The sequence below is a fragment of the Rhizobium leguminosarum genome, from assembly GCF_002953715.1.
In the GTDB taxonomy this organism is placed as follows: Bacteria; Pseudomonadota; Alphaproteobacteria; order Rhizobiales; family Rhizobiaceae; genus Rhizobium; species Rhizobium leguminosarum_V.
In genome coordinates, this window is sequence record NZ_CP025012.1 from 4,750,410 (window position 1) to 4,773,684 (window position 23,275).

General features: G+C 61.5%; 20 protein-coding genes. 5 read left to right on the top strand and 15 right to left on the bottom strand.

What is annotated here, in order from left to right; genetic code table 11:
* Positions 1-9: 9 nt before the first annotated feature.
* Entirely contained in the window at positions 10-867 is an 858-nt protein-coding gene (locus CUJ84_RS23475; protein WP_105007916.1) for an NlpC/P60 family protein, read from the top strand.
* On the opposite strand, the gene CUJ84_RS23480 is transcribed toward CUJ84_RS23475, so the two are convergent.
* From CUJ84_RS23480 to CUJ84_RS23540, 12 genes are all read right to left on the bottom strand, one after another.
* Positions 868-2,259: an amidase gene (locus CUJ84_RS23480; protein ID WP_105007917.1), complete on the bottom strand. Its 1,392-nt coding sequence runs from the start codon at positions 2,257-2,259 to the stop codon at positions 868-870.
* Positions 2,260-2,295: 36 nt separating this feature from the next.
* Positions 2,296-3,159, bottom strand: coding sequence for an ABC transporter permease (locus CUJ84_RS23485; RefSeq protein WP_105007918.1), 864 nt, complete (start codon positions 3,157-3,159; stop codon positions 2,296-2,298).
* Positions 3,160-3,162: 3 nt separating this feature from the next.
* On the bottom strand, positions 3,163-4,110 hold the full coding sequence (locus tag CUJ84_RS23490) for an ABC transporter permease (RefSeq protein WP_105007919.1): 948 nt from the start codon (positions 4,108-4,110) through the stop codon (positions 3,163-3,165).
* Positions 4,111-4,456: 346 nt separating this feature from the next.
* A complete protein-coding gene (locus CUJ84_RS23500) occupies positions 4,457-5,986 on the bottom strand; it encodes an ABC transporter substrate-binding protein (RefSeq protein WP_199788750.1) in 1,530 nt (509 codons plus the stop codon).
* A 150-nt stretch (positions 5,987-6,136) separates the two neighbouring features.
* Positions 6,137-7,057 carry a LysR substrate-binding domain-containing protein gene (locus tag CUJ84_RS23505; RefSeq protein WP_105007922.1) on the bottom strand — a complete coding sequence of 307 codons (921 nt, stop codon included), beginning with the start codon at positions 7,055-7,057 and terminating at the stop codon, positions 6,137-6,139.
* A 115-nt stretch (positions 7,058-7,172) separates the two neighbouring features.
* Positions 7,173-8,168: a P1 family peptidase gene (locus tag CUJ84_RS23510; RefSeq protein ID WP_105007923.1), complete on the bottom strand. Its 996-nt coding sequence runs from the start codon at positions 8,166-8,168 to the stop codon at positions 7,173-7,175.
* Positions 8,169-8,399: 231 nt separating this feature from the next.
* A complete protein-coding gene (locus CUJ84_RS23515) occupies positions 8,400-8,594 on the bottom strand; it encodes a hypothetical protein (RefSeq protein ID WP_003544544.1) in 195 nt (64 codons plus the stop codon).
* Between the two features lie 522 nt (positions 8,595-9,116).
* Positions 9,117-12,044 (bottom strand): aminotransferase, encoded by a 2,928-nt coding sequence (locus CUJ84_RS23520; protein WP_105007924.1) that lies wholly within the window; start codon positions 12,042-12,044, stop codon positions 9,117-9,119.
* Positions 12,045-12,165: 121 nt separating this feature from the next.
* Positions 12,166-13,050, bottom strand: coding sequence for a formyltetrahydrofolate deformylase (gene purU, locus CUJ84_RS23525; RefSeq protein WP_018244360.1), 885 nt, complete (start codon positions 13,048-13,050; stop codon positions 12,166-12,168).
* 216 nt (positions 13,051-13,266) lie between these two features.
* Positions 13,267-14,283, bottom strand: a complete 1,017-nt coding sequence (locus tag CUJ84_RS23530) for an acyltransferase family protein (RefSeq protein WP_105007925.1) — start codon at positions 14,281-14,283, stop codon at positions 13,267-13,269.
* A gap of 158 nt (positions 14,284-14,441) precedes the next feature.
* A complete protein-coding gene (locus CUJ84_RS23535; RefSeq protein ID WP_105007926.1) occupies positions 14,442-15,722 on the bottom strand; it encodes a hypothetical protein in 1,281 nt (426 codons plus the stop codon).
* A gap of 2 nt (positions 15,723-15,724) precedes the next feature.
* Positions 15,725-16,774, bottom strand: a complete 1,050-nt coding sequence (locus tag CUJ84_RS23540) for a glycoside hydrolase family 5 protein (protein ID WP_105008290.1) — start codon at positions 16,772-16,774, stop codon at positions 15,725-15,727.
* A gap of 134 nt (positions 16,775-16,908) precedes the next feature.
* Here CUJ84_RS23540 and CUJ84_RS23545 point away from each other — a divergent pair, with 134 nt between their 5' ends.
* Both CUJ84_RS23545 and CUJ84_RS23550 read left to right on the top strand, forming a co-directional pair.
* Positions 16,909-18,522 (top strand): GumC family protein, encoded by a 1,614-nt coding sequence (locus tag CUJ84_RS23545; RefSeq protein ID WP_105007927.1) that lies wholly within the window; start codon positions 16,909-16,911, stop codon positions 18,520-18,522.
* Positions 18,523-18,581: 59 nt separating this feature from the next.
* Entirely contained in the window at positions 18,582-18,914 is a 333-nt protein-coding gene (locus CUJ84_RS23550) for a hypothetical protein (RefSeq protein ID WP_105007928.1), read from the top strand.
* A 5-nt stretch (positions 18,915-18,919) separates the two neighbouring features.
* Here CUJ84_RS23550 and CUJ84_RS23555 read toward each other — a convergent pair whose 3' ends face one another.
* From CUJ84_RS23555 to CUJ84_RS23565, 3 genes are read right to left on the bottom strand one after another with little or no spacing between them, the layout of a single operon-like run.
* Positions 18,920-19,591 carry an N-acetyltransferase gene (locus CUJ84_RS23555; protein WP_105007929.1) on the bottom strand — a complete coding sequence of 224 codons (672 nt, stop codon included), beginning with the start codon at positions 19,589-19,591 and terminating at the stop codon, positions 18,920-18,922.
* Between the two features lie 24 nt (positions 19,592-19,615).
* Complete coding sequence (locus CUJ84_RS23560) at positions 19,616-20,374, bottom strand: cephalosporin hydroxylase family protein (protein ID WP_105007930.1); 759 nt, start codon at positions 20,372-20,374, stop codon at positions 19,616-19,618.
* A 32-nt stretch (positions 20,375-20,406) separates the two neighbouring features.
* Positions 20,407-21,555 (bottom strand): DegT/DnrJ/EryC1/StrS family aminotransferase, encoded by a 1,149-nt coding sequence (locus CUJ84_RS23565; protein WP_105007931.1) that lies wholly within the window; start codon positions 21,553-21,555, stop codon positions 20,407-20,409.
* A gap of 300 nt (positions 21,556-21,855) precedes the next feature.
* Here CUJ84_RS23565 and CUJ84_RS23570 point away from each other — a divergent pair, with 300 nt between their 5' ends.
* Complete coding sequence (locus CUJ84_RS23570) at positions 21,856-22,608, top strand: cephalosporin hydroxylase family protein (RefSeq protein ID WP_105007932.1); 753 nt, start codon at positions 21,856-21,858, stop codon at positions 22,606-22,608.
* Positions 22,609-22,690: 82 nt separating this feature from the next.
* Positions 22,691-23,269 carry an acyltransferase gene (locus CUJ84_RS23575; RefSeq protein ID WP_011650050.1) on the top strand — a complete coding sequence of 193 codons (579 nt, stop codon included), beginning with the start codon at positions 22,691-22,693 and terminating at the stop codon, positions 23,267-23,269.
* The last annotated feature ends 6 nt before the right edge of the window (positions 23,270-23,275 follow it).

Sequence of the window (23,275 nt, forward strand, 5' to 3'; positions counted from 1 at the left end):
GGAATGCGAATGACGATGCTCGACCGCCGCCTGCATGCCTACCGGCCCGATCTCGCGGAAGCCGGCCTCGAAGGCAAGGTCGAGGCGTCGCGCTTTGTGAGAGGCGCGCCGGCGCGTGTCGCCGTTCCTGTCCTGGCCGTGCGCCCTGAACCGGACCTTGCCCGCGGCATCGATACGGAACTGCTTCTCGGCGAGGATGTGACGGTTTTCGATCGCGCCGACGGCTGGTGCTGGGTGAAAGCCGCCGCGGACGGTTATGTCGGTTATGTCGCGGCGGACGCGCTCTTGGAAGGCAGGCCGGCGCCGACCCATATCGTCACCGTGCAGCGCACCTTCGTCTATCCCGAACCGGAACTGCGCAAGCCCCACCAGGCCATCGTGTCGATGGGAAGCCGCGTCTACGTCGCCGGCGAGGCGGAAGCGCGGGGCAATCGCTACGTCGTGCTCGAGGACGGAACCGCGATCTTTGCCAAGCACGTTCAGCCGATCGGCGCTCTAGATGGCGCCGATTACGTGGAGATCGTCACCCGTTTCCTGGAAACGCCCTACCTCTGGGGCGGACGTTCCGGCCTCGGCATCGATTGCTCCGGCCTCGTCCAGCTGGCGATGCTGATGACGGGCAGAGCTGCGCCGCGCGATGCCGACCTGCAGGCGGCAGGCCTCGGCCAGCCGATCGATCGCTCCGAAATCCGCCGCGGCGACCTGGTATTCTGGAAGGGCCATGTTGCCGTCTTCGAGGATCCGGAAACCATCCTCCATGCCAACGGCCACAGCATGACGGTGGCGCGCGAGAATTTCGCGGCCGCGGTCGAGCGCATCGGCTGGCTCTACCAGCAACCGACCGGCTATCGCCGCCCGATCAGCTGATCAGCCGATCGGAGGCTGCGGCCAGGATCTCACTCCGCCGGTCCAATCCTCGAAGGCTTTCGACAGCCTCAGCACCCGCATGTCGTCGAAACGCGGCCCGACGATCTGCAGGCCGATCGGCATCCCTGACCGGGAGAAACCGCAATTGATCGAAGCGGCCGGCTGCTCCGACATGTTCCACGGCACCGTGAAACCGATGTGCTCGAACGGCAGGGCCGGATCGTTGGTCGGCGAGGCCCATTCGGCCGGATAGGAGATGATCGGATTGGTCGGCGAAAGCAGGGCGTCGATCTCGGTAAACAGCCGTCCGCAGCTCTTGCGCATCTCGATCGTCTGGTTGAAGCCCTTGACCGCATCGACACCGCTGATGTCGGCGCCGCCCATCGCCCAATCCCTGATATAGGGCAGAATGCTGTCGCGCCTGTTATCGTCGAGGTCGGCGATATCGCCCCAGAACCGGGACCGCCAGAAATTGTCGAGGCCATCCAGCATCGCGCGTGTCAGCACCGGCTGGACTGATATAATGGTCGCGCCGGCCTTCTCGAACTGTTGCGCCGCCGCTTCGACTGCGACCCTGATCTCGTCCTCCACCGCAAGCCCGCAGCCGGCATCGAGCATCAGCCCGATCTTCATGCCCGACACGTCGATGTCGAGATCCATCCAGTTGAAATCGTTCGGCGGCAGGCTGGTGCCGTCGCGCCAGTCCGGCCGTGACAGCGTCGCCATCGAAAAGGCGGCATCCTCGACCGTGCGCGCCATCGGCCCGACGCAGCGCCCGACATAATAGGGATCGGCCGGAATGCGCCCATGGCTCGGCTTGAAGCCGAAGATGCCGGTCCAGCCCGCCGGAAGGCGTACCGAGCCGCCGATGTCAGTGCCGATATGCAGCGGCCCGTAGCCGGCGGCCGCCGCTGCGGAAGCCCCGGCGCTCGATCCGCCGGGATTCTGCGCGGTGTTCCAGGGATTGCGGCTGAGAGGATGAAAGCTCGAAAGCCCGGAGGAAAGCATGCCGTAATCAGGGCAGGTGGTCTTGGCGAAGATCACCGCGCCGTCTTCGCGCAACCGGGCGGCAGCCGGTGCGTCGGCCTCCGCCGGCTTCAGTTCCACTGCCCTCGTGCCGAGCGGCACCGGCTGGCCCTTCGTGGCGATCAGCTCTTTCAGCGTCACCGGGATGCCGTCGAGGGGGCCTAGCGTTTCTCCCTTTGCCCAGCGCTCCGTCGACGCTTTCGCCTGCGCGCGCGCCGATTCCGGATTGTAGAGGTAGAGTGCCGAAATCGAAGGCTCCCAGGCCGCAATATGCTCTTCGAGCGAAAGCCAGTATTCGAGAGGGGAGAGGCTCTTATCGGCGAAGCGCCGCCTGAGTTCGCGAATGGTAAGGCCGGTTTCTGTCATGGCATGGTCTTTCGGGCTTTTCGTCTTGGGAGGACATCAGCGGCTCGCCTCGCGTGGGTCGAGCAGATCGCGCAAACCGTCGCCGAGCATGTTGAAGCCGAAGACGGTGAGCGCGATGGCAAGACCGGGCAGGATCGCCAGCCAGGGGGCGAGCGCCAGATAGGTTTGCGCATCGGCAAGCATCCGGCCCCAGGTCGGCGCCGGCGGCGCCATGCCGAGCCCGAGGAAGCTGAGCCCCGCTTCGGTGAGGATCGCCAGCCCCAGCTGGATTGCGCCATGCACGATGATCTGGCTCATGATATTCGGCAACACATGGCGCAGCGAGATGGTCAGGCGCGTATTGCCGATCGCGCGCGCCGCCGTCACATAGTCGCGGCTCCAGGCCTGCAGTGAGGTCGCAAGTGCGACGCGGGCAAAGACCGGGATCATGAAGACGGCAATGGCGGTGATTGCGGTGAACCGCCCTGGCCCGAGAAAGGCGCCGAGCACCATGGCGGACAGGATCGGCGGCAAGGCGAAGATGACGTCGCAGATGCGCATCAGCAACGCCTCGCAAGGACCGCGGATCGCCGCCGCCGAAATGCCGGCGATTGAGCCGAGCGTCCCGCCGATCGCAACCGCGGTAATGGCGATCGACAGTGAATTCCAGCAGCCTGCCATCAGCATCGAAAGCACGTCGCGGCCGAACTGGTCCGTGCCGAGCAGGCCGAAGGCAAGCGGTGGCTGTAATTTGTGGATGATCTGCATTTTCGCCGGTGGCAGCGGCGTCCAGACGAGCGACAGAAGCGCAACCGCGACCAGCAGGCCGATAATGACGGCCCCTGAAATCAGGTTCATTCGCCGGCTAAGTCTAAAGACACGGCGGCGGCTGACGATTGCGGTGGATACGATCGGTGCCATGCGTCAGGCCGCCTTTCTCATCCTGGGATCAATCGCCAGATAGGAGAGATCGACGATGAAATTCATCACGATGACAAGGCCTGCGAAGAACAGCACGACATCCTGCATCACGATGATGTCGCGCTGGGAGAGCGCCTGCAGCGCGAGCCGTCCGAGGCCGGGCAGGTTGAAGACGTTTTCCACCAGCACCGCGCCGGCGACGAGAAAGGTGAATTGCAGCCCGATCATGGTGAGGATCGGGATCAGCGCATTCGGCACGATATGGCGCCACAACACCGCACCGCGTGACAGTCCCTTGGCAACGGCGGTGCGGGCAAAATCCTCATGCATCGTATCGAGTACTGCTGAGCGCGCCACGCGCGTCAACACGCCCGCTTGCGGCATCGCCAGCGCGACAGCGGGCATAACCAGCGCCTGCAATGCCGGCAGAAGACCGGCGCCCCAGCCGGGGAAGCCGCCGGCCGGCATCAGCCCGAGCATCGTCGAAAAAAGGATGATCAACAGCAGCGCCACCCAGAAGGCGGGCACGGCGATGCTGATCTGCGAAAACAGCGTTGCGATGATGTCGAAGACACCGCCGCGGCGCGAGGCGGCCAGCACACCGAGCGGCAAGGCAATCGCCACCGAGAGCATGATCGCCATCAGCGCCAACGGCAGCGTCACCGCCAGCCGCTCGACGATCAATCCTGCGACCGGCACGCCATAGGTTAGGGAATTGCCGAGATTGCCGGAGAGCACGCCGGTCAACCATTGCCCGTAGCGAAAGAGCAGTGGTTGATCGAGCCCGAGATCGTGGCGCAGCGCCGCCAGCGTTTCCGGTGTTGCCGAGGTGCCGAGCATAATCGAGGCGGGATCGCCGGGCAGAAGGTCCATGACGGCGAAGATCAGCAGCGAGACGACGACGAGGGTGACGATGAGACCGGCGAAGCGGCGGGCGAGGAGTGGGATCATATGATACGTCCGCTCGCCGTTCTGGCGGCGAGTTTAGCTAGAACGCCAACTCCACTCTCCGTCATCCCAGGCCTTGAGCCTGGGATCCATGCCACTGCTGCTGATGGATGCGGTGTGGATGCTCGGCTCAAGGCCGAGCATGACGGAGGGTGGGGCGGGCGGAAGGAGCTATTCATGATGCAGGCGCCCGCACCAGGAATGCCATCCGCCAGCGAAACCAAACAATGTCGGCCCGAGCTGAACTGACTTGTGAGGAAGGGAGAGGGCTGTGCGTCATATCGGACAAATGCATGTCGGATTTCTCCAAGGCCATCACCTCATCGCGTCCTTCCCCGGTCCGCCACCCTCACTCGTCCCAGGAAACACCGGACAGCACATTCGAAGGGATCGGCTCGTTCTCCCACAGCCCTTTCAGCTTTTTGTCCCAGACGCCGAGTTTCGGCATGACGAAAAGGTAGAGCGCCGGCACGTCCTCGGCGAGGATCTTCTGCGCTTCGCCATAGATCGCATTCTGCGCGGCGGGATCGGTTGTCTCCTGAACCTTTTTCATCAGCGCGTTGAAAGCGGGGTTCTTATAATTGAAATAATAGGGATCGCGCGCATAGATGTCGATGTCGAGCGGTTCGGCATGGGCGACGATCGTCATGTCGAAGTTGCGGTCCTTCATGATGTCCTGGACCCATTTCGCCGGAAATTCCGTCGGCTCGATATTCATCGTCACGCCGATCTCGGCAAACATCGCCTGCATCACCTGAGCGCTGCGCGGCGCATAAGCCATCTGCGGCGATTTGATCGTGAAGGTGAAACCGTTGGGGTAGCCAGCTTCGGCGAGCAGCGCCTTCGCCTTCTCGATGTCGTAAGGCAGCACGCCTGTCATGTCCTGATAGCCCGGATCGTTCGGCGTGTAGTGGCTGCCGATCGGTGTGCCGAGGCCGGACCATGCGCCGTCGATTACCGTCTTGCGGTCGATCGCCATCATCAGCGCCTGGCGGACGCGTTTGTCGTCGAAAGGCTTCTTGGCATTGTTCATGCCGGCAACGACCTTGAGCTCGGTATTGCCGATCCTGGTGACGAGCCTCGCATCGCCGTCGAAAGAACTCATCAGCTCAGGCGCGGCAAATTCCGGAAAGGCATCGAGATCGCCGGATTTCAGCGCTGCCGCCTGCGCCTGCGGATCGGCGATAAAGCGGAAGGTCACCTTGTCGAGTTTGGCGGCCGCATCCTTGTTCCAATAATCGGCATTCCTGGCGAGTTCGACCTTGTCGCCCTTCGCCCAGCTGGCGAATTTGAACGGACCGGTGCCCACTGGCGTCGTCTTGTCGTCGGCAGCCGTCTTCGGTGCGACCATCACCGAGGCTGGCCAGCCGAGCCAGTAGATCAGGCTGCCGGTCGGTGCCGAGAGATGCAGCACCAGCGTTTCGGCATCGCGCGTATCGATCGAGGCGATCGAAGCGAAGAAGCGCTTCTGCGGATTGACCGAATCGGCGCCGCGGGCGCGGTCGAGCGAAAACTTGGCGGCAGTGGCATCGAAGGCCTCGCCGTCATGGAATTTGACGCCGGTCTGCAGCTTGAACGTATAGGTCAGGCCATCGGGAGAGATCTCCCAGCTTTTTGCCAGCTGCGGCTGGATCTTGCCGGCTTGGTCGATCGTCACCAGCCCTTCGAACACGTTCTGCCAGGTCACCTGGCCGATTGCGACCGGTGCCGCGATCGTCGGGTCGAGACCGGTCGGCTCGACGCTCATGCCGAGATTGAGCGTGGTTTTCGCCGCCTCGGCCGGCGTCATCGCCGTCATCACCAGGCCGGCCGAGAGCGCGGCACCGAGCGAAAGCCGCCGGGCGAAACGCGCTGAAGGCGCAAACGAAAGCTTGATCATCATGTTCCCTTGTCTGGCCGCGCGTCGATGACGAAGACCTTTTGCGAGGAGAGTGACACTATGCCGGTGCACACACAATGACGATTTTGTGTGCTCAGTGTAGCCGAAAAAGCTACACCGCAAATCTGCGGGCAATGCAAGCTCGAAGCGTCAGTCTTTCGTCTCGGCCCGGCGGTTCGTGCGCTCGCGCATGAACCTCTCGATGAAGTCGAGCAGTTTCGTCGCGGCAAAAGACAGCTGCCGGTCCGGCGCGACGCAGAGATCGACATGGGTGCGGATGCCGGTCTTGCCGGCCAGCGGAATGGCAAGGAGCTGACCCGCTTCGATCTCGCGGCGGACAGTCAGCGCCGGCAGCAGCGTGGCGGCAGCCCCGCTGAGCACAAGTTCCTTCAGCATTTCGAGCGAGCTGGTGACGAAGACGGGATCGAGGCTCAACCCCTCTTTCTCGAACAGCGCGTCGAAGGCCTGGCGGAAGCCGAAGGATTGATCCGGCAGCGCCAATGCGTAGTCTGCAAGCTTCCTCAGCGGGATCTCGGCATGTGCGGCCGCCGGATGCTGCGGCGTAGCGATGAGATCATAGGCGATCTCGGAGCGCAGCCGCACCTTGGTGCCGGACATCGGAGGCGCAAACAGCGTCACCGCAATATCCGCCTCGGCGCTGTTGACCGCGTCGACCGCCTGCCGCGCGCTGGTGATCGTCACGGTAAAACGCAGCTTCGGATATTTCAGACTGAATTCGGCAAGCGCTGGCGCCAGCAGATTGGCGACGGTCGCCCCATTGGCATAGATGCTGACACGGCCGCGCTGCAGGCCTTTAAGATCTTCGATCAGCTGCTGGACGTGATCGAGTTCGCGCAGCGTCCGGCCGGCGCGGGCGGCGAGCAGTTCGCCGGCGGCCGTCAGCTTGACGCCGCGAGCGCTGCGTTCGACGAGCGGCGCGCCGAAATGATATTCGAGGTTTTCGATCTGCCGGCTGATCGCCGTCGGCGCGACATTGAGGTTCTCGGCTGCCTGGCGCATCGAATTGGTCCTGACCAGTTCGTCGAAATACATCAGCGCCCGGATCTGCATTCACGTCTCTCCGCCATTCGGCACGTTGTGGGTTCCGGTTCCGACCCTAATGCATGTCGCCCAAAAGTGCGCAGCGGTTTTGGGACAACGACATGCATAAAAACAAAGATCCAAATCAACGACCATTCGGGTAGCAGTCGCGCCAGGCTTTTTGCGCGCCCTCGACCGGAAGGGCGGTCGCGGCATAGACGCCACGGGCGATCGCCCGCGCCATGACGATGGTCGCGAGGTGGCACAGCTCCATCAGGCTCGCCATGTCGTCTCTTCGATGCTTGCCCGTCGAAGCGGCAAAGACGGTGTCGCCGTCGAGCGGCAGGTGCGCCGGCAGCAGTGCTCGGGCAAGGCCGTCATGGCCGGCGAGCGAAAGCCGGTGCGCCTCGGCCTTCGTCAGTTGCGCATCGGTCACGACAGCGCCGATCGTCGTTGCCGGCGTGTTCATGCCCTTGAGCCGCATCCGGTGGTCGGCCACATCAGGCATGCCGAGCCCACCGAATTCCGCATCCTTTTCAAAAGGCGCCGCCCAGAAATGCGGCCCGTCGCCGATCGTTGCGGAGCCCAGCGCATTGACGGCGACGATCGCCGCGACGCGATGCCCGGTGCTGCTGACGGCGCTGGCCGAGCCGAGCCCGCCCTTGGCGGTGGCCGTCGTCGCCCCCGTCCCGGCACCTGTCGTGCCGAGCGCGAATGAGCCCGTCGCAGCCGCCTTCAACGCCGCATAGCCCATGTCCCGATAGGGAGAATGAAGGCCCCAATCCTTGTCGCCGCCATTCAGCAGGTCCATCAGGATCGCCTGCGGCACGATCGGAATGCGCACCGGCCCGACGGCAAAACCGCGGCCGAGTTCGCGCAGGCCCGCCTGCACGCCACCAGCGGCATCCAGACCGAAAGCCGAGCCGCCGGAGAGCACGAAGGCATCCACGGCATTGACGGTCATCGACGGATCGAGCAGGCCGGTGTCGCGCCCGCCGGGCGCACCGCCGAGCACAGTGCCGGATGCGACGGCCGGTTCGTCGAAGACGATGACCGTGACGCCGGAACCGAGCGCAAGGTCGGTTGCATGGCCGACGGAAACGCCTTCGATGTCGGTGATGAGGTTCAGAAGATCGGGCAAGGGCGGATCCTTATGCGGAAAGGCGGCCGATAGGACTGTACTGCATAATTCCTTAAATCGGAATCGATTTAAGGATAAAATTATGCAGCAATTCAAAGTGTTACAGCGTCCCTTGCGCGTCTGATAAAGACGCGCGGCGCTGTAATGCCCTCAAAAACAAGACCGGCCCCATTTGGCGGGACCGGTCGGACATCGGGAAAAGCCGCGAATGCTAATCGCGGCCTCATGCCCTCAGGCATGAAGCGGCTTCGGATGACGGCGGGTCATCAGGTCATGGATGGCCAGCCGCACCTCGTCGGGCGAGCCGAAACGCTGCTCGTCGAGGTCGTGGACATGAAATTTCACGGCGATGAACTTCAGCCGGTCTTCATCGGGAATGACGATCCCAACGGGAACGCCTGCATATTCGATAACTTGCTTCTTCATAGATAGAACTCCTGCCGCGCGACATGCGCAGCCATGGCGAATTGACTTGTCTGGTACCGTTGAAAGGAGGACGAACGTCACATTCGACAGTTCGGGCGGGAGAGGGCGCCCGGACGGTCATTGCCAAGCACAGATCGCCCAAGGAGATCGGCGAGAATATCGATGTCTATCATGCTCGTTCCCTGTGTTGGCGTTGCACTTGAGAGGTCCCGGTAGAGCCCGGGGCCGGTGATGGCTGTCTTCAATAATCTACTATCTTGGTAGAGATTACCCGATAGCCTGTCGGAAACATATTCCGAAACATGTCAAAATATCGACGATCCGAAAAAATTCATTCCGTCGTGGCCCGAACTTGCAGAAAGAAACATATCAGTCCTTCGTTAAATTCGCATGACAGAATCGGAAGTTCGATCGATCACAGCGGCAGACATAGGAAGCCTTGCTGTATCAGGCAATGGCCCGTTTCATTAAAAATCGACATGCCTCGAAATGACCGATTTGGTTAATGCTGGAAGCCCCGTGTCACCAGCCTTCTTCGAGCACCTTCTCCAGCATGTCCGCGAAAAAATCGGCGCTGTCGATGCTGAGGCAGAGCGGCGGTTTGATCTTCAGCACATTTTGGTGATCGCCGGTCGGCTGCATGATGACGCCGAGTTCGAGAAGCCGGTCGCAGATTGCAGCCGTCTCTTCCGTCGCCGGCTCCAGCGTCGTTCTGTCGCGGACGAATTCGAGGCCGAGATAGAGGCCTATGCCGTGCACGGCGCCCGCAATCGGATGGCGGTCGATCAGCGCGGCGAGCCGCGCCTTCAAATGATCGCCGACCGTCCGGGCATTTTCCTGCAGCTTTTCCTCGGCCATGATGTCGAGCACCGTCATGCCGGCGATGCAACTGACGGGGCTGCCGCCGGTGGAGGAAAAGAAAGTGCCCTCCTTCTCCAGCGATTGCGCAATCTCCCGCGTGGTGATGACGGCGCCGAGCGGATGGCCGTTGCCCATGCCCTTGGCAACGGTGATGATATCAGGCACGACGCCCTGCTGCTCGAAGCCCCAGAAATAATGCCCGAGCCTGGCATAGCCGACCTGCACTTCGTCGGCGATGCAGAGGCCGCCGCGAGCGCGTACCTGCGCATAGAGCTCTTTGAGATAGCCTTCCGGCAATGGTATGCCGCCGGCATTGCCGTAGACCGATTCGGCGATGAAGCCCGCAAGGCCTTCGCCCGCGGCATCAATTGCCTCCAGCACCGGCGTCGCCATGCCGAGATAATCCGCTGCCGTATCAGGACCACGGAAATCGCCGCGATAGGTGTTCGGCGAAACGACGGTATGCACCCAGTCCGGCCGGGTGGTCGGTGCCTGCGGATTGTCGGCGATCGAGGTGGAGACGGCGTCGCTCGCCGCTGACCAGCCATGATAGGCTTCGAGCAGGCAGAGCATGTTGCGCGCGCCGCTATGGGCTTGCGCCAGCCGAAGCGCCAGATCGTTCGCCTCCGAGCCGCTGTTGACCAGGAAGACAGCGTCGAGCCCGTCCGGCGACAGGGCGGCGAGGCGTTCGGAAAATTCCGTGATCGCCGCATAGTGGAAGCGCGAATTCGTGTTGAGCCGCAGCCATTGGGCGTGGATAGCCGCCGCGAACCTGGGATGGCCATGGCCGAGAATGGTGACGTTGTTGACCATGTCGAGATAGGCGCGGCCCTCGACATCGAACAGATGCTCTCGCCAGCCGCGCTCGATCTGCGGCGCCGCCGCGTAATAGTTCTTCTGCGGCCTTGCGAGATGCGCCCGCCGCCTGGCAAGCAGTTCGGCGGTATCAGATTTCGGTGCATCGGCTTCCGGGCTGAGAAGGAGCGAGGGTGAGGGGCAGAGCGCCGACCAGGCCGCGGCCGCGCGCGGCGTGGCAAAAAGCGGCGGTTCGAGACCTGCGACGCTGCAAAGCTGGACGCGCAGCCCGCCAAGCGACGCAGCCTCTCCGAAAACCGTGCCGAGCGGATCGCCGGCGGCCACCTCGGCTCCATCCTCGACCGAGAGATCGAGCCCATCGAGATGCAGGGTCATGCTGTCGCTGGCAAGCGTCAGATGTTGGTCCTTCCAGCCGATGCGGCCTCCAAAGGGTGCAGCAATCGTGTTGCCTGCCGCGAGACATATGTCGATATGCAGGGCGCAGGTCGCCTGTCCCGTCGCATTTCCCAAGCTCGCGCGGGAAAGCCGATATTCGCCATAGCGCGTCGCTGCGATGCCGTTTTCGGTTGCCACGCGGGCAAGCAGCCGCCAGTCCATGTCGGTATTCAGCCAGTTGCCGGCAGAAAAATGCGGGCTCCGCACCCCAAGGTCGACATAGGCGATCCCGGCGGGTTCGATGTCGGGCAGCAACGGCAGCCATCCCGATGCTTCCGGGGCGGCGACATTTGCGCCGGCCGCCTTGAGGATCGCGGCTTCCATGAGTTCGAAGGGAACGGACATGGCCGTATCGAAGATCGCCCGCTCGTGCTCGAGATTGCCGCGGACATAGTCATTATCGGGATCGACCGAAATCTGCTGCTCGCTGCTGGCAACGAGAATGACCGCGCGCGCGACGGTCAACGGCCAGAGCGCCTTCAGCTCCTCCCCGGTCAGTGGATAGATCGCCTGATAGGCGGTGACGGCTGGCAGGATATGAAAAGGGTCGCCATCCGCCTGATGCAGCAGCGAAGCGCATGTGACGGCGAGGTCGCCGACCAGCCAGCCGCGGATGATGTCGCCGAAATCGATCACCCCGTCGGGGATCGTATGGCCACGGGCGTCGCGGTGGCCGACGACATTGTCGCCGGTGACGTCATGATGCACGGCCTGCAGCCGAAGCGATGGCGCCAACGGCTGGATGCGGCGAATGGCCATGACCATGGTCTTGGCGATCCGGTCTCGCGCCGCACTGTCGGTGATCGCAGACAGCAGCTGCACCGCGACCGGCCCGGCGCGCCTGAGATCCCATTGCAGGCTGCGGTCGAGACCGGGATGGTTGAAATCGGCAAGCGCCAGCGCCAGCCTGGCGCAGAGCGCGCCCAGCGCCGCCACGGAAGCCGGCGCCAGATAGGTCAGCTCCGTCAGTCCCTGGCCTTCCAGATATTCCAGCAGCCGGACCTGATAGCCCCGCCCGCGCACGGTCAGGACGACGATCTCCCGCCCTTCATTGGTGGGGATCACCTTCGGAACGCGCGGCGCATCCTGCCGGCTTTTGAGGTGACGGATCGCCGCATTCTGCGCTTCGAGCTCGCGGATCTCGTAGGCGGCATGGCAGATCTTCAGGACGTAGCGGCCACGATCGTTATCGACGCGATAGTTTCGATCCTGCTGGCTGCCGAGTTCGGTAAGCGTGCCGGAGAGGCTGTAATGAGCAAGGAGGATCTCTTCCGCGTCGCTAGCGGTGACGTCGGGACGCGGCAGCGCCATGCGATCAACAAGCGCCTCGTCGGTCATGACACCCCTCCCCGCAGCATGATTCGATTACCTATTGAACGAGATAATCAAGTACTTGCCGCCGGCAGGCAACGGGAGATTGTCATTCACCAGCAAAAGAGATGCAGGGTCTGGGCGGCGCTCAACCCATGCGTTCGGAGGCGTAGCCGCCGGGGCTTGCCGGAAAGACCACGGTGCGGTTGCCGTTCAGGAAGGTGCGGTGGTGGATATGGGCATGGATGGCACGCGCCAGCACCTGGCTTTCGACGTCGCGGCCGATCGAGACGTAGTCGTCGGGCGACTGCGCATGGGTGATCCGCGCCGTGTCCTGCTCGATGATCGGGCCTTCGTCGAGATCGGCGGTGACGTAATGCGCCGTCGCCCCGATCAGCTTCACGCCTCGGCCGTAGGCCTGCTTGTAAGGATTGGCGCCCTTGAAGCTCGGCAGGAAGGAATGATGGATGTTGATGATCCGGCCGGACATTTTCTGGCACATCGCATCCGAAAGCACCTGCATGTAACGGGCGAGCACAATCAGCTCAGTGCCGGTCTGTTCGACGATATCCATGATCTGGCCTTCGGCCTGAAGCTTGTTCTCCTTCGTCACCTTGATGTGGTGGAAGGGGATGTCGTGGTTGACCACGACCTTCTGGTAGTCGAAATGGTTGGAGACGACGCCGACGATATCGATCGGCAGCGCGCCGATCTTCCAGCGATAAAGCAGGTCGTTGAGGCAATGGCCGAAGCGCGACACCATCAGCAGCACCTTCATGCGGGCGTTGCCGTCATGGATTTCGGCATCCATGGCGAACCGCTTGGAGATCGGCTCGAAGCCTTCCTTGAGTTCGGCAAGCGGCACGCCTTCCTCGGAGATGAAGCTCACCCGCGTGAAGAACTTGCCGGTATCCAGATCGTCGAACTGCGAGCTGTCGACGATGTTGCAGCCCTTGTCGGCCAGATAGCTCGAAATCGCCGCGACGATGCCGCGCGTCGATTTGCAGGATACCGTCAATACGTAACTTGTCATGTCTTACCCTCTTCCCTCTCCAAGGCCGCCGCCGTGCTTAAAACAAAGCCCGGGCCGCGAATAGGCCGTCGTGCTTTCATTCATGCGACAAATTGCAAGAGAAACCATCACACTTCTGCAAGTTCTCTCATTGCCAAGTCTGAAGCTTAGGAGAAGTTGCGCGAAAAACTGTACCGTCAGCGCCGCTTGGATGCGTATTCTCGCCTTCGACGCGCTTTAGGCCGGCGGGCGGCTCGCCACTGCGACCTTCCGGCGCGGCGAGGTGATCTCATGGATGATCGCACCGCCGATCGACGAGAGCACCAGCGAGAGGATGACGAAGAGCACCGGTTGCTGCAGGATGCCGATCGGCAGGCGATCGGCGGCGACCCTGAGAAAAGCCAGGGTGAAGGCGTGGGTGATATAGATGCTGTAGGAGCAGTCGCCGAGATAATTCAGCCATCCCACAACCGGCAGTCTGGAAAAGTCGATGGAGATCGCGCCGTAGACGATGAAGATCGCCGGGATTCCCCAGGCATAGAACCGGCTTTCCGGCGGCATCAGCGCCTCGTTGATGAAGAGAAAGGCGAAGCCCATGGCAAGGGCCGCCCAAGCCCAGCGGTTCGGCAGCAGGACCTTCTGTCCGTAGAGCCAGCCGAGCACGACACCGGCGAGAAACTCCAGCATGATCGGCTCGCGGTAGAACCGGGTCACAGTCGTTTCCGGCAGCAGCCGGCAGGCGATTAGGATGACGGCAAAGACGGCAAACATCGCCGGGATGCGGCGAACTTCCTGTAGCGGCAGCAGGAGCGCGAAGACGAAGTAGAAAAACATTTCGTAATTCAGCGTCCAGCCCGGAACGACCACCGGTGTGATCGTGCTGGGATCGGCGGGATTGGCCCATGGCAGGAAGAACAGCGAGGCGATGAGATGCGGCAGGTCGAACACCGTCGATTTCAGCAATGACGGGGCCACCAGCGCCACAGTCGCCGAAAACAGCGTCGCCAGCCAGTAGAGCGGCACGATCCTTTTGATGCGCCGGCGGGCGAAATCGACCGGGCTCATCGCGCGTCCGCTCGTCGTCAGCCACATCACGAAACCGCTGAGGACGAAGAAGATGTCGACGCCGGTTTCGCCATAGATGAAGGCGGTGGCGTCGACTGCGGGATTGACCTTGGCGAGCTGCAATATTGCGTGGAAATAGACGACCATCAGCGCCGCGATGGCGCGCAGATATTGAAGCTGGACAAGCATCGAGCGTCTTGCTCCCTAGAGCATGATGCCGAAAAGTGTGGGCGGTTTTCGGACGACATCATGCTCTTTTCTTTGATTTAGAACAGGATTCAGATTTTAGGCCGATCCGGCCTAAAATCATCCTGTTCTAGGGCTCGCGCGGACAGGCGCCGCTGCGGTCAATTCAATAGATCTGCCGGACGACCCTGCCGGATGCGCGGGCTGTCGTGGAAGCGCATATATCCGACGACGAACCATAGGAGACCGGCGATCTTCATCGAGAAGACCGCGGTTCCCCCGATCATCATATTCAGAAAAATGAAAAGAGAAAGTGAATGGGCGCAGCGCCGCTGTGCCGCCGTGCGCCCGGCGGGAAAGAGGCAGACGAACAGCCATAAGGCGATGACGCCGAAGATCGTCGCCGCGTAGATCAGGTAGACATAGCCGCTGTCGGCGAATTCGGCGACCCGGTCGACCGAAAGTCCAAGGATGGCAAGCGGATCGAGCTCCATGATCTTCTTCATCGTCAAGTTGATGCGGCCGGTGAAATTGTCGCCCGTCGCATTGGGTTTCATCACGTAGACGAGGAAGCCGGCAGCGACGATCAGCGGCATCAGCGCCAGATTGAAATTCTTCGGGATCTTCGGAAAGACGAAATAGCCGACGATGCAGGCAAAGCAGAAGATCAGCATCGTGCGCGTGTCGTTCGTCACCAGGATCAGCACGGCCGTGCCGATCATCAGCAGCCGGTCCCAGCGGCCGAGCCTCTCCCACATCGAAATCAGGTAGACCGCGATCACGCCGCAGAAATTGGCCAGCGACACCTGTTCGAGGAAGATCGACGAAGAACGATGGTCGATGATGCCGAAGGAGAAGCGCTCGGGAAAGCCGAGCGCGTTCTGAAAGAGGCCGGTTGTGTTGTAGCTCAGCGGCAGCAGCCCGCGCGTATTGGCGAAATAATCGGACGGGTGGACGATGCTGACATAGAACGGCACGCTGATGATCTCGAAGATCAGGAAGATCATGACGGCAAGACTTGCCCAGCGAAAGGCGAGTTTCATCGTTTTCTCGTTGCTCCAGCCGCCGAGCCCGGTAAAGCAGAAGATGATCAGCACATTGCGGAAATGATCGATGAACAGCATGCGGTTGAGCACGCTGACATAGATGGTCACGATGAGCGTGAACAGCAGGAACAGAAAGGCCGGCAGGTCAGTCTCGTAGATCCCCTTGTGCAGGATGTAGATGATGGCGCTCGCCATGATCAGGCCTTCGCTGGCGGCGACATGCGTCATCGAAAGCGGCACGATGTTGTGGTTGATGAAGGCCAGAATGCCGTTATAGAGCACGGAGAGCAGGCCGAGCCAGAGCACCGTATGATCGGTGCGTGATGTCTCGCGGGCAGCATCGAGCCGGTTGCCCGCTGCCGTGAATGTTGCTGTCCTGTGATCGACGACTGCCATGCTCATTTCCTCGCAGGCTTGACGGCGGAGCAAGTGCCGGCATCGGCTTTTGCCGCCTCGGCAAGAAGCCGCATCTGCGGCCGCTCGGGGCCTTTGCGCGGCTGGACGTTGAAGGGCTCGTCCGCCGGCCACCATTCGCCGGCCGCCCAGTAGGACCAGCCGAGCCAGACGTCGCTATTACCAGACATGGTGGCGTAGATTTCGGTCAACCCGCTCATGCAGTCCTTGTCGGCGGAGGCGCCGAATTCGCCGAGAAAGCCGCGTTTGTGGTTCCGCTTCAGCCAGGCAGTGACCCCGGCGATCGCCTCGACCGCAGCAGTCGAGCCTTCGCAGGTCGGATGGGTGCCGGAGGAATCGGCGTCGAGATACTGGTGAACCTCATAAGCGTAGAAATCGAGCGGATCTCGCACACCGAGCATCACCGTGCCGTTGGCGCCGCCGATCACATCCTTTTCCCAGCTGGCCGCGCCGCTCCACGCGGTGCCCGGCACGAGGATGAGGTTGCGCGCGCCGACGGCGCGGATGCTGCGGATCGCTGCATTGGCGGCATCCAGCCAGTCGGTCGCCTTGATGTCGTGCGGTTCGTTCATCAGGCCGAAGAGAACGCCGTCCTGATTGGCGAATTCGACGGCCAGCCTTGCCCAGAAATCACCGAAGGCGGCATCTGTTGCCGGCGCCGTGCCGACCTGGGTCTTGTCGTAGTAGCCGAAATTATGCGGGTCGAGCAGAACCGCCATGCCGTGTTTGCGGATCAGGCCAATGGTATCCTTGAGCCGCTTGAGCTCATCCTCGTCGAGCCGCCCGCCGAGTGCGGGCTGCAGCCGCTCCCAGCGGAAGGGCAGCCGGACGATCGTCATGCCCTTTTCGGCGAAATAGCTGATCGTGTCTTCGCCGGGATAGGTGTAGTTGGTGCCATAGGTGCCGCCGCGCTCGCCATATTCGCCGCCGGACAAATTGACGCCGCGATAGCAAGGGGCCTCAGCCGCAAGGGCCGGCGACGGGATCAGAGCGGCCGCAAGCAGCAGCGCTGTCAGATGTCGTGTCGTCCTCATGGCCATCCTCGCTATCGCGGCAATCGCAACATCGGCGTCGCTGAAGTTATTTTAACGGTCCGTTAGCTAAGAATTTCTAAAGTATCAGCACCTCGGCTTCAGTCTTTCACGCTGGGCGGGACACGAGTGCGCGTATGAACCAGTATGACAGGAACAGGGTAAGCCGGCTCCCTGGCTGGCGCAGTTTTGAGCCATCTCAGACTGCGCCGGAAGGCGTGCGCATGCGCAGTCCCGTCATCCGCCCGGATGATTTCGTCCAGCCGTCGCCCGAACCCGCTTCGCCCCCTTTCGTGCCGCCGGCAAGTATTGCGGAAACCCGCCAATATGAGCGTCCGGCACCTTCGCCTCCGCTTCCAAAACAACCTGTCGTCGAGGCGCCGCCGAACACAGCGTCCGCGCCTGCCGCACCGCTTCTCGACCTCCGCTCGAGTATCGCCGCGATCTGGAGCCGACGGCTGATTGTGCTGGGCCTGGCGCTTCTCGGCGCCCTCGCTGGCGGGGCGGTGGCGCCGCGCATCGCCCAGAAATTCACCGCCGTCAGCAGCCTCTATTTCGACCCGCGCCAGATCGGCCTTGCCGATGCCGGCGCGCAATCTTCGGGTCCTTCGCCGGAAATGATCTCGGCGCTGATCGATAGCCAGGTGCAGATCCTGACCTCGGGCAATGTGCTGCGGCGCGTCGCCGAAGCCATGAAGCTCGACCAGGATCCCGAATTCACCGGCGGCCGCACGGATGGCGCCGCCGTGATCGGCACTCTGCAGAAGGCGCTGGTCATCACCCGTGAGGCCAGCACCTATGTCGTCTCGCTTGCCGCCACGACCAACGATCCCGAAAAATCCGCAAGGCTTGCCAACCAGGTCGTTACCTCCTTCACCGAGGAGGAGAACAGCGCTTCGAGCGGCATCTACGAAAATACCTCCTCAACGCTCGACGGACGCCTCAACGACCTGCGCCAGAAGGTGCTGGAGGCCGAGCAGGCTGTCGAAACCTTCCGCGCCGACAACGACATGGCCGCGACCGAGGGCAACCTGATTTCCGACCAGCGACTCGTGTCGCTGAACACGATGCTGGTGACGGCACAGGAAAAGACCATCCAGGCGAAGGCGCGCGCCGATGCCGTCGCCAATCTCCGCGTCGAGGACATCGTCGCCGGCAACCAGGCGGAAGGCGGCGTCACCTCGCCGCTCGTCAGTCTGCGTCAGCAATATGCCACCCAGGCCGCCGCCGTCGGCAGCCTCGAAAGCCAGATGGGCACGCGTCATCCGCGCCTGCAGGCAGCCCGCTCCTCGCTGCAGAGCATTGGCGGCGAAATCAGGGGCGAATTGCAGCGTCTCGCCACCTCGGCAAGGGGCGAATACGAGCAGGCAAAGGCCGCCGAGGACAGCATCGCCAAGGAACTTGCCGTGCAGAAGGCGTTGCAGGCGAGTACCTCGGACAAGCAGGTGGAATTGAACGAATTGCAGCGCAAGGCGACGGCGGCGCGCGATATTTACGAGACGGTGCTGAAACGCTCCAGCCAGACGAGCGAGGAGCAGAACTTCAACCAGAGTAACATTCGCGTCATTTCGCCGGCCGAGCCGCCGGTCAAGGGAGACGGTCCCGGAAAGACGATTCTATTGGTTGCCGGCGTCATCGGCGGTTTTCTCGCCGGTTTCGTCGTCGGCGCCGGTTTCGCGATCCTTGCCGGTCTCTTCGGCCATCCCGTCATCAGAAGTTATTTCAGGAAGTCCCCCGCTGCGGCGGCTTGATGACGGTCGTCGGTTTTCCTACGTCGGAAGAGCGGCCTATCGCCGGCAGGAGAGTTCCCATGCGGCTGTTGATGATGCTTCTGATATCGATCGTTGCCGTCTCGAGCCTCGCACCGGCGTCCGCCTTTGCCGTCGACTGGACGAAATCGGTCGATTCGGGCGTTCAACCCCTCTATCCCTATAAGGGTCTTCCCGGCGTCAAGGCGCAGCCGGACAAGAAAGAGGAGGAATCCTACAATTGCCGCACCGAAACCGTGCAGATCCGCCGCCGTTATGACGAGATCTTCCGCTCCGGCGGCATGCCGACGCTGATGTATGTCTGCGAACGCGACGGCTTCATCTCGATGGACGACAAGGTTCCGCTGCGCGGCCATTATCAGCCGGTACGTTAGGCGCTTCAGCCGGCCGGCAAAGCCGCCGGATACGCCTGCCGGAAACGTTCGACCGGATGCTCCGTCCTCAGATAGTCGAAGCCGGCATTTGCCTCCGGTCGATCGACGACCGAATGTTCGACCATGCCTCTTCCTCGGCGCGCCGCAGCGGCAGGCTTTCGGCCGCCGCAAAGCCCAGCCGCTTGTATGGCCGATCGCCTTTTCATCGTGAGAGAAGACGTGCATCGCGGCCGGTTGATCCCAAGCCCGGAAAACATCCACTCCAGCATTGTCATGCCGCAATGGAACATGAGGTTGCCGATACCGCTCGCCCGGCCGCGGATGACGTTGTCGAATTCGGCCGAGCCGGGCCGGATGTTGCAGACGCCGAAATTGCCGAACCGGTTTCCGCCGGGATCGCAAATGACGAATTGGATGCGGTCGGCGGCGGGCAGCGAGATGGTTTCGAGCCACCGTCGCGTGCGGTCCTCGGTGCCGCTGAACTGGGTGAGGAAAAACGGCATCGACTGGTTGCGCCACGTCGTCAGGTCGTCGATCAGGCCGGGATCGGCAAGCATCGACCTGTCGATGCATTGCAGATCGTCCACATGCTTGCCGCTATCGTCCCTGGTCGGAAGTCGGAGCCGTCTGGCCGGATCCGCATTGTCCCTGAGACTGACGATATCGACCTGCGCCATGAACGACGATCCCTGATTGTCCGCTCACGCCTTGCGGCAGACACAGTAGCCGCCCGGCGAAGAGGACAGCACGAGCTTGCCGTTCAGAACCGGATCGACTTCGAAGCGGTCGGTTTCCGCCAGATAATCGGTGACGGCCTTCAGCGGCTCATTGCCGCGCAGCCAGACCTTGGAGCGTTTTGTGAAGGCCTGTTCCTCGGACAGGTGGCCGATGAACGTGTCGGCGACGACGAGGTAGCAGCCTTCCGTTACCAGCGGGCCGTAGGCGCGGCATTCCGCCAGAACATGCTCGTAGGAATGGTCGCTGTCGAGCACTACCATCACCCGGGCGCCCGGCGGGATCTCGGCCTTCACGGCGGCAATCACGTCGTCGTCGACGGAACCGCCCTGGATCATCTTGATCCGGCTCGACATCGGATGGGATTCGATCGACTCGCGATTATGGGCGCGGATGTCGATGTCGACGCCGACAACCTTGGCCGCGTCGTTGCCCATGGCGGCGAGGATCGACGCCATGAAGATCAGCGAGCCGCCGCGCGCGATGCCGGTTTCGATGATGACATCGGGCTTGGTCGCCCAGATGACTTCCTGGGTCGCCAGGATATCGACCGGAAGCTGGATGATCGGCACGCCCATCCATGACCAGAGATAGGAATAGTCGAACTTGTCGAGCCCGATCAACGTATTCAGCGATTGTTGGAAACTTGCCTCATCCTTGCCGAGCGCAAGCGACATTTCCCGCTTGTGGGCTTCGAATTCGAGACGATCGTCCTTCGTGGTCATGACTGTTCTTTGTCCTTCGCTGTAGGGCTGTCTTAGACCGACTGCCGCAATGCTGTGCTGTTGTGATAGATCCGCCCGGCCGCCACATCGAGCAGCGTTGCCGCTACCCGGTCGATATCGGCTTCGCTCATGTCGTGATAGCTGGGTAGGTTGATCGCGCGGCCCGGAATGCTCCAGGCGTTCACGTTCTCGGGCCGATCCTCGAACATGGAGAGGCTGGAGAGGGGATAGAAGAAGACGCGCGCGTCGATATTGGCGGCCTCGAAGGCCTGCTGCATCATCTCGCGGGTGGTACCCGTCGACGGATGGAAGACTGCGGTCGGCATCCACGCACCGTTGATCGTGCCGCTATATTCCGGGTTCATCGAGATGCCGGGCAGGGCGGAAAGCCGGACCATATAGGCCGCGAGGATCTCCCGCTTGCGGGCGACGAGCTCTTCGATGCGTTCGAGCTGTGCGCAGCCGATGGCCGCCTGGATGTTGGACATCTTGTACTTGAAGCCGATCTCGTCGGGCCAGAACTGCTTGGTTTGGCCGCGAGCCCGGCCGTGGTTGCTGAGCGTCAGCACCCGTTCGTAAAGCGCGGCGTCGTTGGTGACGAACATGCCGCCTTCGCCCGTCGTCAATGTCTTTGTGCCGTGGAATGAGAAGGTGCCGAAGGCGCCCATCGAGCCGGCGCGGCGGCCATTCCAGACGGAGCCGACCGCTTCGGCCGCATCTTCGATCACCGGAATGCCCGTCCGCTTGCCGATCTCCAGCAGTGCGTCCATGTCGCAGAGATTACCGTAGAGATGCGTGGCGATGATGGCCTTCGTCTTCGGCGTGATATGGCGCTCGACCTCGCCCGGATCGATGCACCAGGAATCCGGCAGCACGTCGACGAAAACCGGCTTGGCGCCGAGATGGACGATCGGCGAGACGGTGGCGACCCAGTTGGTGTCAGCGAGGATCACTTCGTCGCCTTCGCCGACGCCGAGCGCGGCCAGGCCCATCTGCATGGCGCCGGTGCAGCTCGATGTAGCGATGGCGAAGCCGCTGCCGAGATAAGTCTTGAAGTCGCGTTCGAAGCGGTTGATGTAGTCGTAGCAGTGTGCGCCCCAGCCGGTCGCTGCCGCATCCGTGGCATAATCGGTTTCAAGCTGGGTGATGGAAGGCTTGGTGTAGAAGATCCTGTTTGTCATGCCGCTAATTTCTGTTGAATTGAAATCAAGACGCAGGCGCCCGCCACGACGCTAGTTTTTGAAACTGGCGCGAGGCTCACATGATGATGTGCCGGACGAGATCGTGCTCGTGGAACACGAGATTGGGCAGGTAGCCCGAGTGCTACGAAATATTCCCGGTCGCTGTTGAGCGTGATCGCTCCAGCCTCACATAAGGTTCCGATGAAAGATGGAAAATGAGACATTTGTGCCAGCTTGCGCTTCGCAAGGACGTGCGCCGCAAATGCGCCACATGTTCAGGTAGGAAGGTTTGTAAGGTTCATGACCATCAAAGATGATAGGCAGGAGTTCGAGGCCAACAAGCGCGAAATGAGCCTCGCGCTAGGTCGTGACACGGATGTCTTCCGTCAGACGCTCGACACTCTGGTGAGCCTGGACAAATACGACTATTCCTATCTGTGGTCTTGGATGGGCATGCCAATCATTCAAATGCCCGCCGATGTGATGGCCACCCAGGAAGTTATCTGGGCCACCAAGCCAGACGTGATCGTTGAGACGGGCGTGGCGCGTGGCGGATCGATGATCTTCCAGGCTGCCATGCTACAACTGATTGGCAAGGGCAAGGTGGTAGGCGTAGATATCGACATTCGCGCCCATAACCGTCAGGCGATCGAATCCCATCCAATGGCGCATCGCGTCGAACTGATCGAAGGGCCATCCACCTCCGCCGAAACCATGGCGAAGGTCAAGGCGTCTATCCCCGAAGGGGCCTCGGTCATGGTCATTCTCGACAGCGATCATAGCAAGGCGCATGTACTGGATGAATTACGCAATTACGCGCCGCTGGTGACGGACGGCCAGTATCTCGTCGTTGCCGATACGATCCTTGGCCATTACGAACCTTCCCAGGTTCCGACCAAACGCTCCAAGGTTCTCTTGCCTGGTGATGAGCCCTTGGTTGCCCTCAATGATTACTTGCAGGAAACGGATCGTTTCGAGTTGGATACCATCATCAATGGAAAGCTCGTTCTCTCCAGTTCTCCGGGCGGCTATCTTCGATGTGTGCGGTCCTAAGCATGCCATTGATGCGATCAAATCAAAAATTCTCGTCGATTAGTCGATGTTCTTTGGGGCCGACGGAGTATCGAGGTATCGGATGCATTTAGGCTCGACATTTTACGACGAGACTGAACTGAGATCCCTGCCGTTCCGGCATCTTGGGGCGAACGTAAAGATTAAAAGAACCGCCGGACTTTTTTTCGTGGAGAATATCTCCATCATGGATGACGCGCGGATCGATGATTTCACCATCATTGTGGCAAGTAGGGAACACGTTGAGATTGGATGTAATGTGCACATCGCGTCACAGTGTTATATATCTGGGAGTGACGGCTTCGTCATGGAGGACTTTTCGGGTTTGGCACCAGGTGTCAAAATCTACACCTCAAGCGATGACTACACGGGTGAAAAGATGACCAACCCTACTCTGCCGCGCCATCTTATTGGCGGCCCTGCTGGGAAAGTCGTCCTCCGCAAACATGTGATTATCGGCTCCAACTCGGTCGTTTTGCCTAAGGTAACAATTGAGGAGGGAAGTTCTGTAGGTAGCCTATCCCTCGTAAATAAGTCTCTCCCTGCATGGGGAGTATACGCTGGTATCCCCGTCAGACGTTTACGCGATAGATCTCAAAATATTCTGATCCTTGAGAAAGAACTGGGAGCATCACGGGCCTGATAGGCA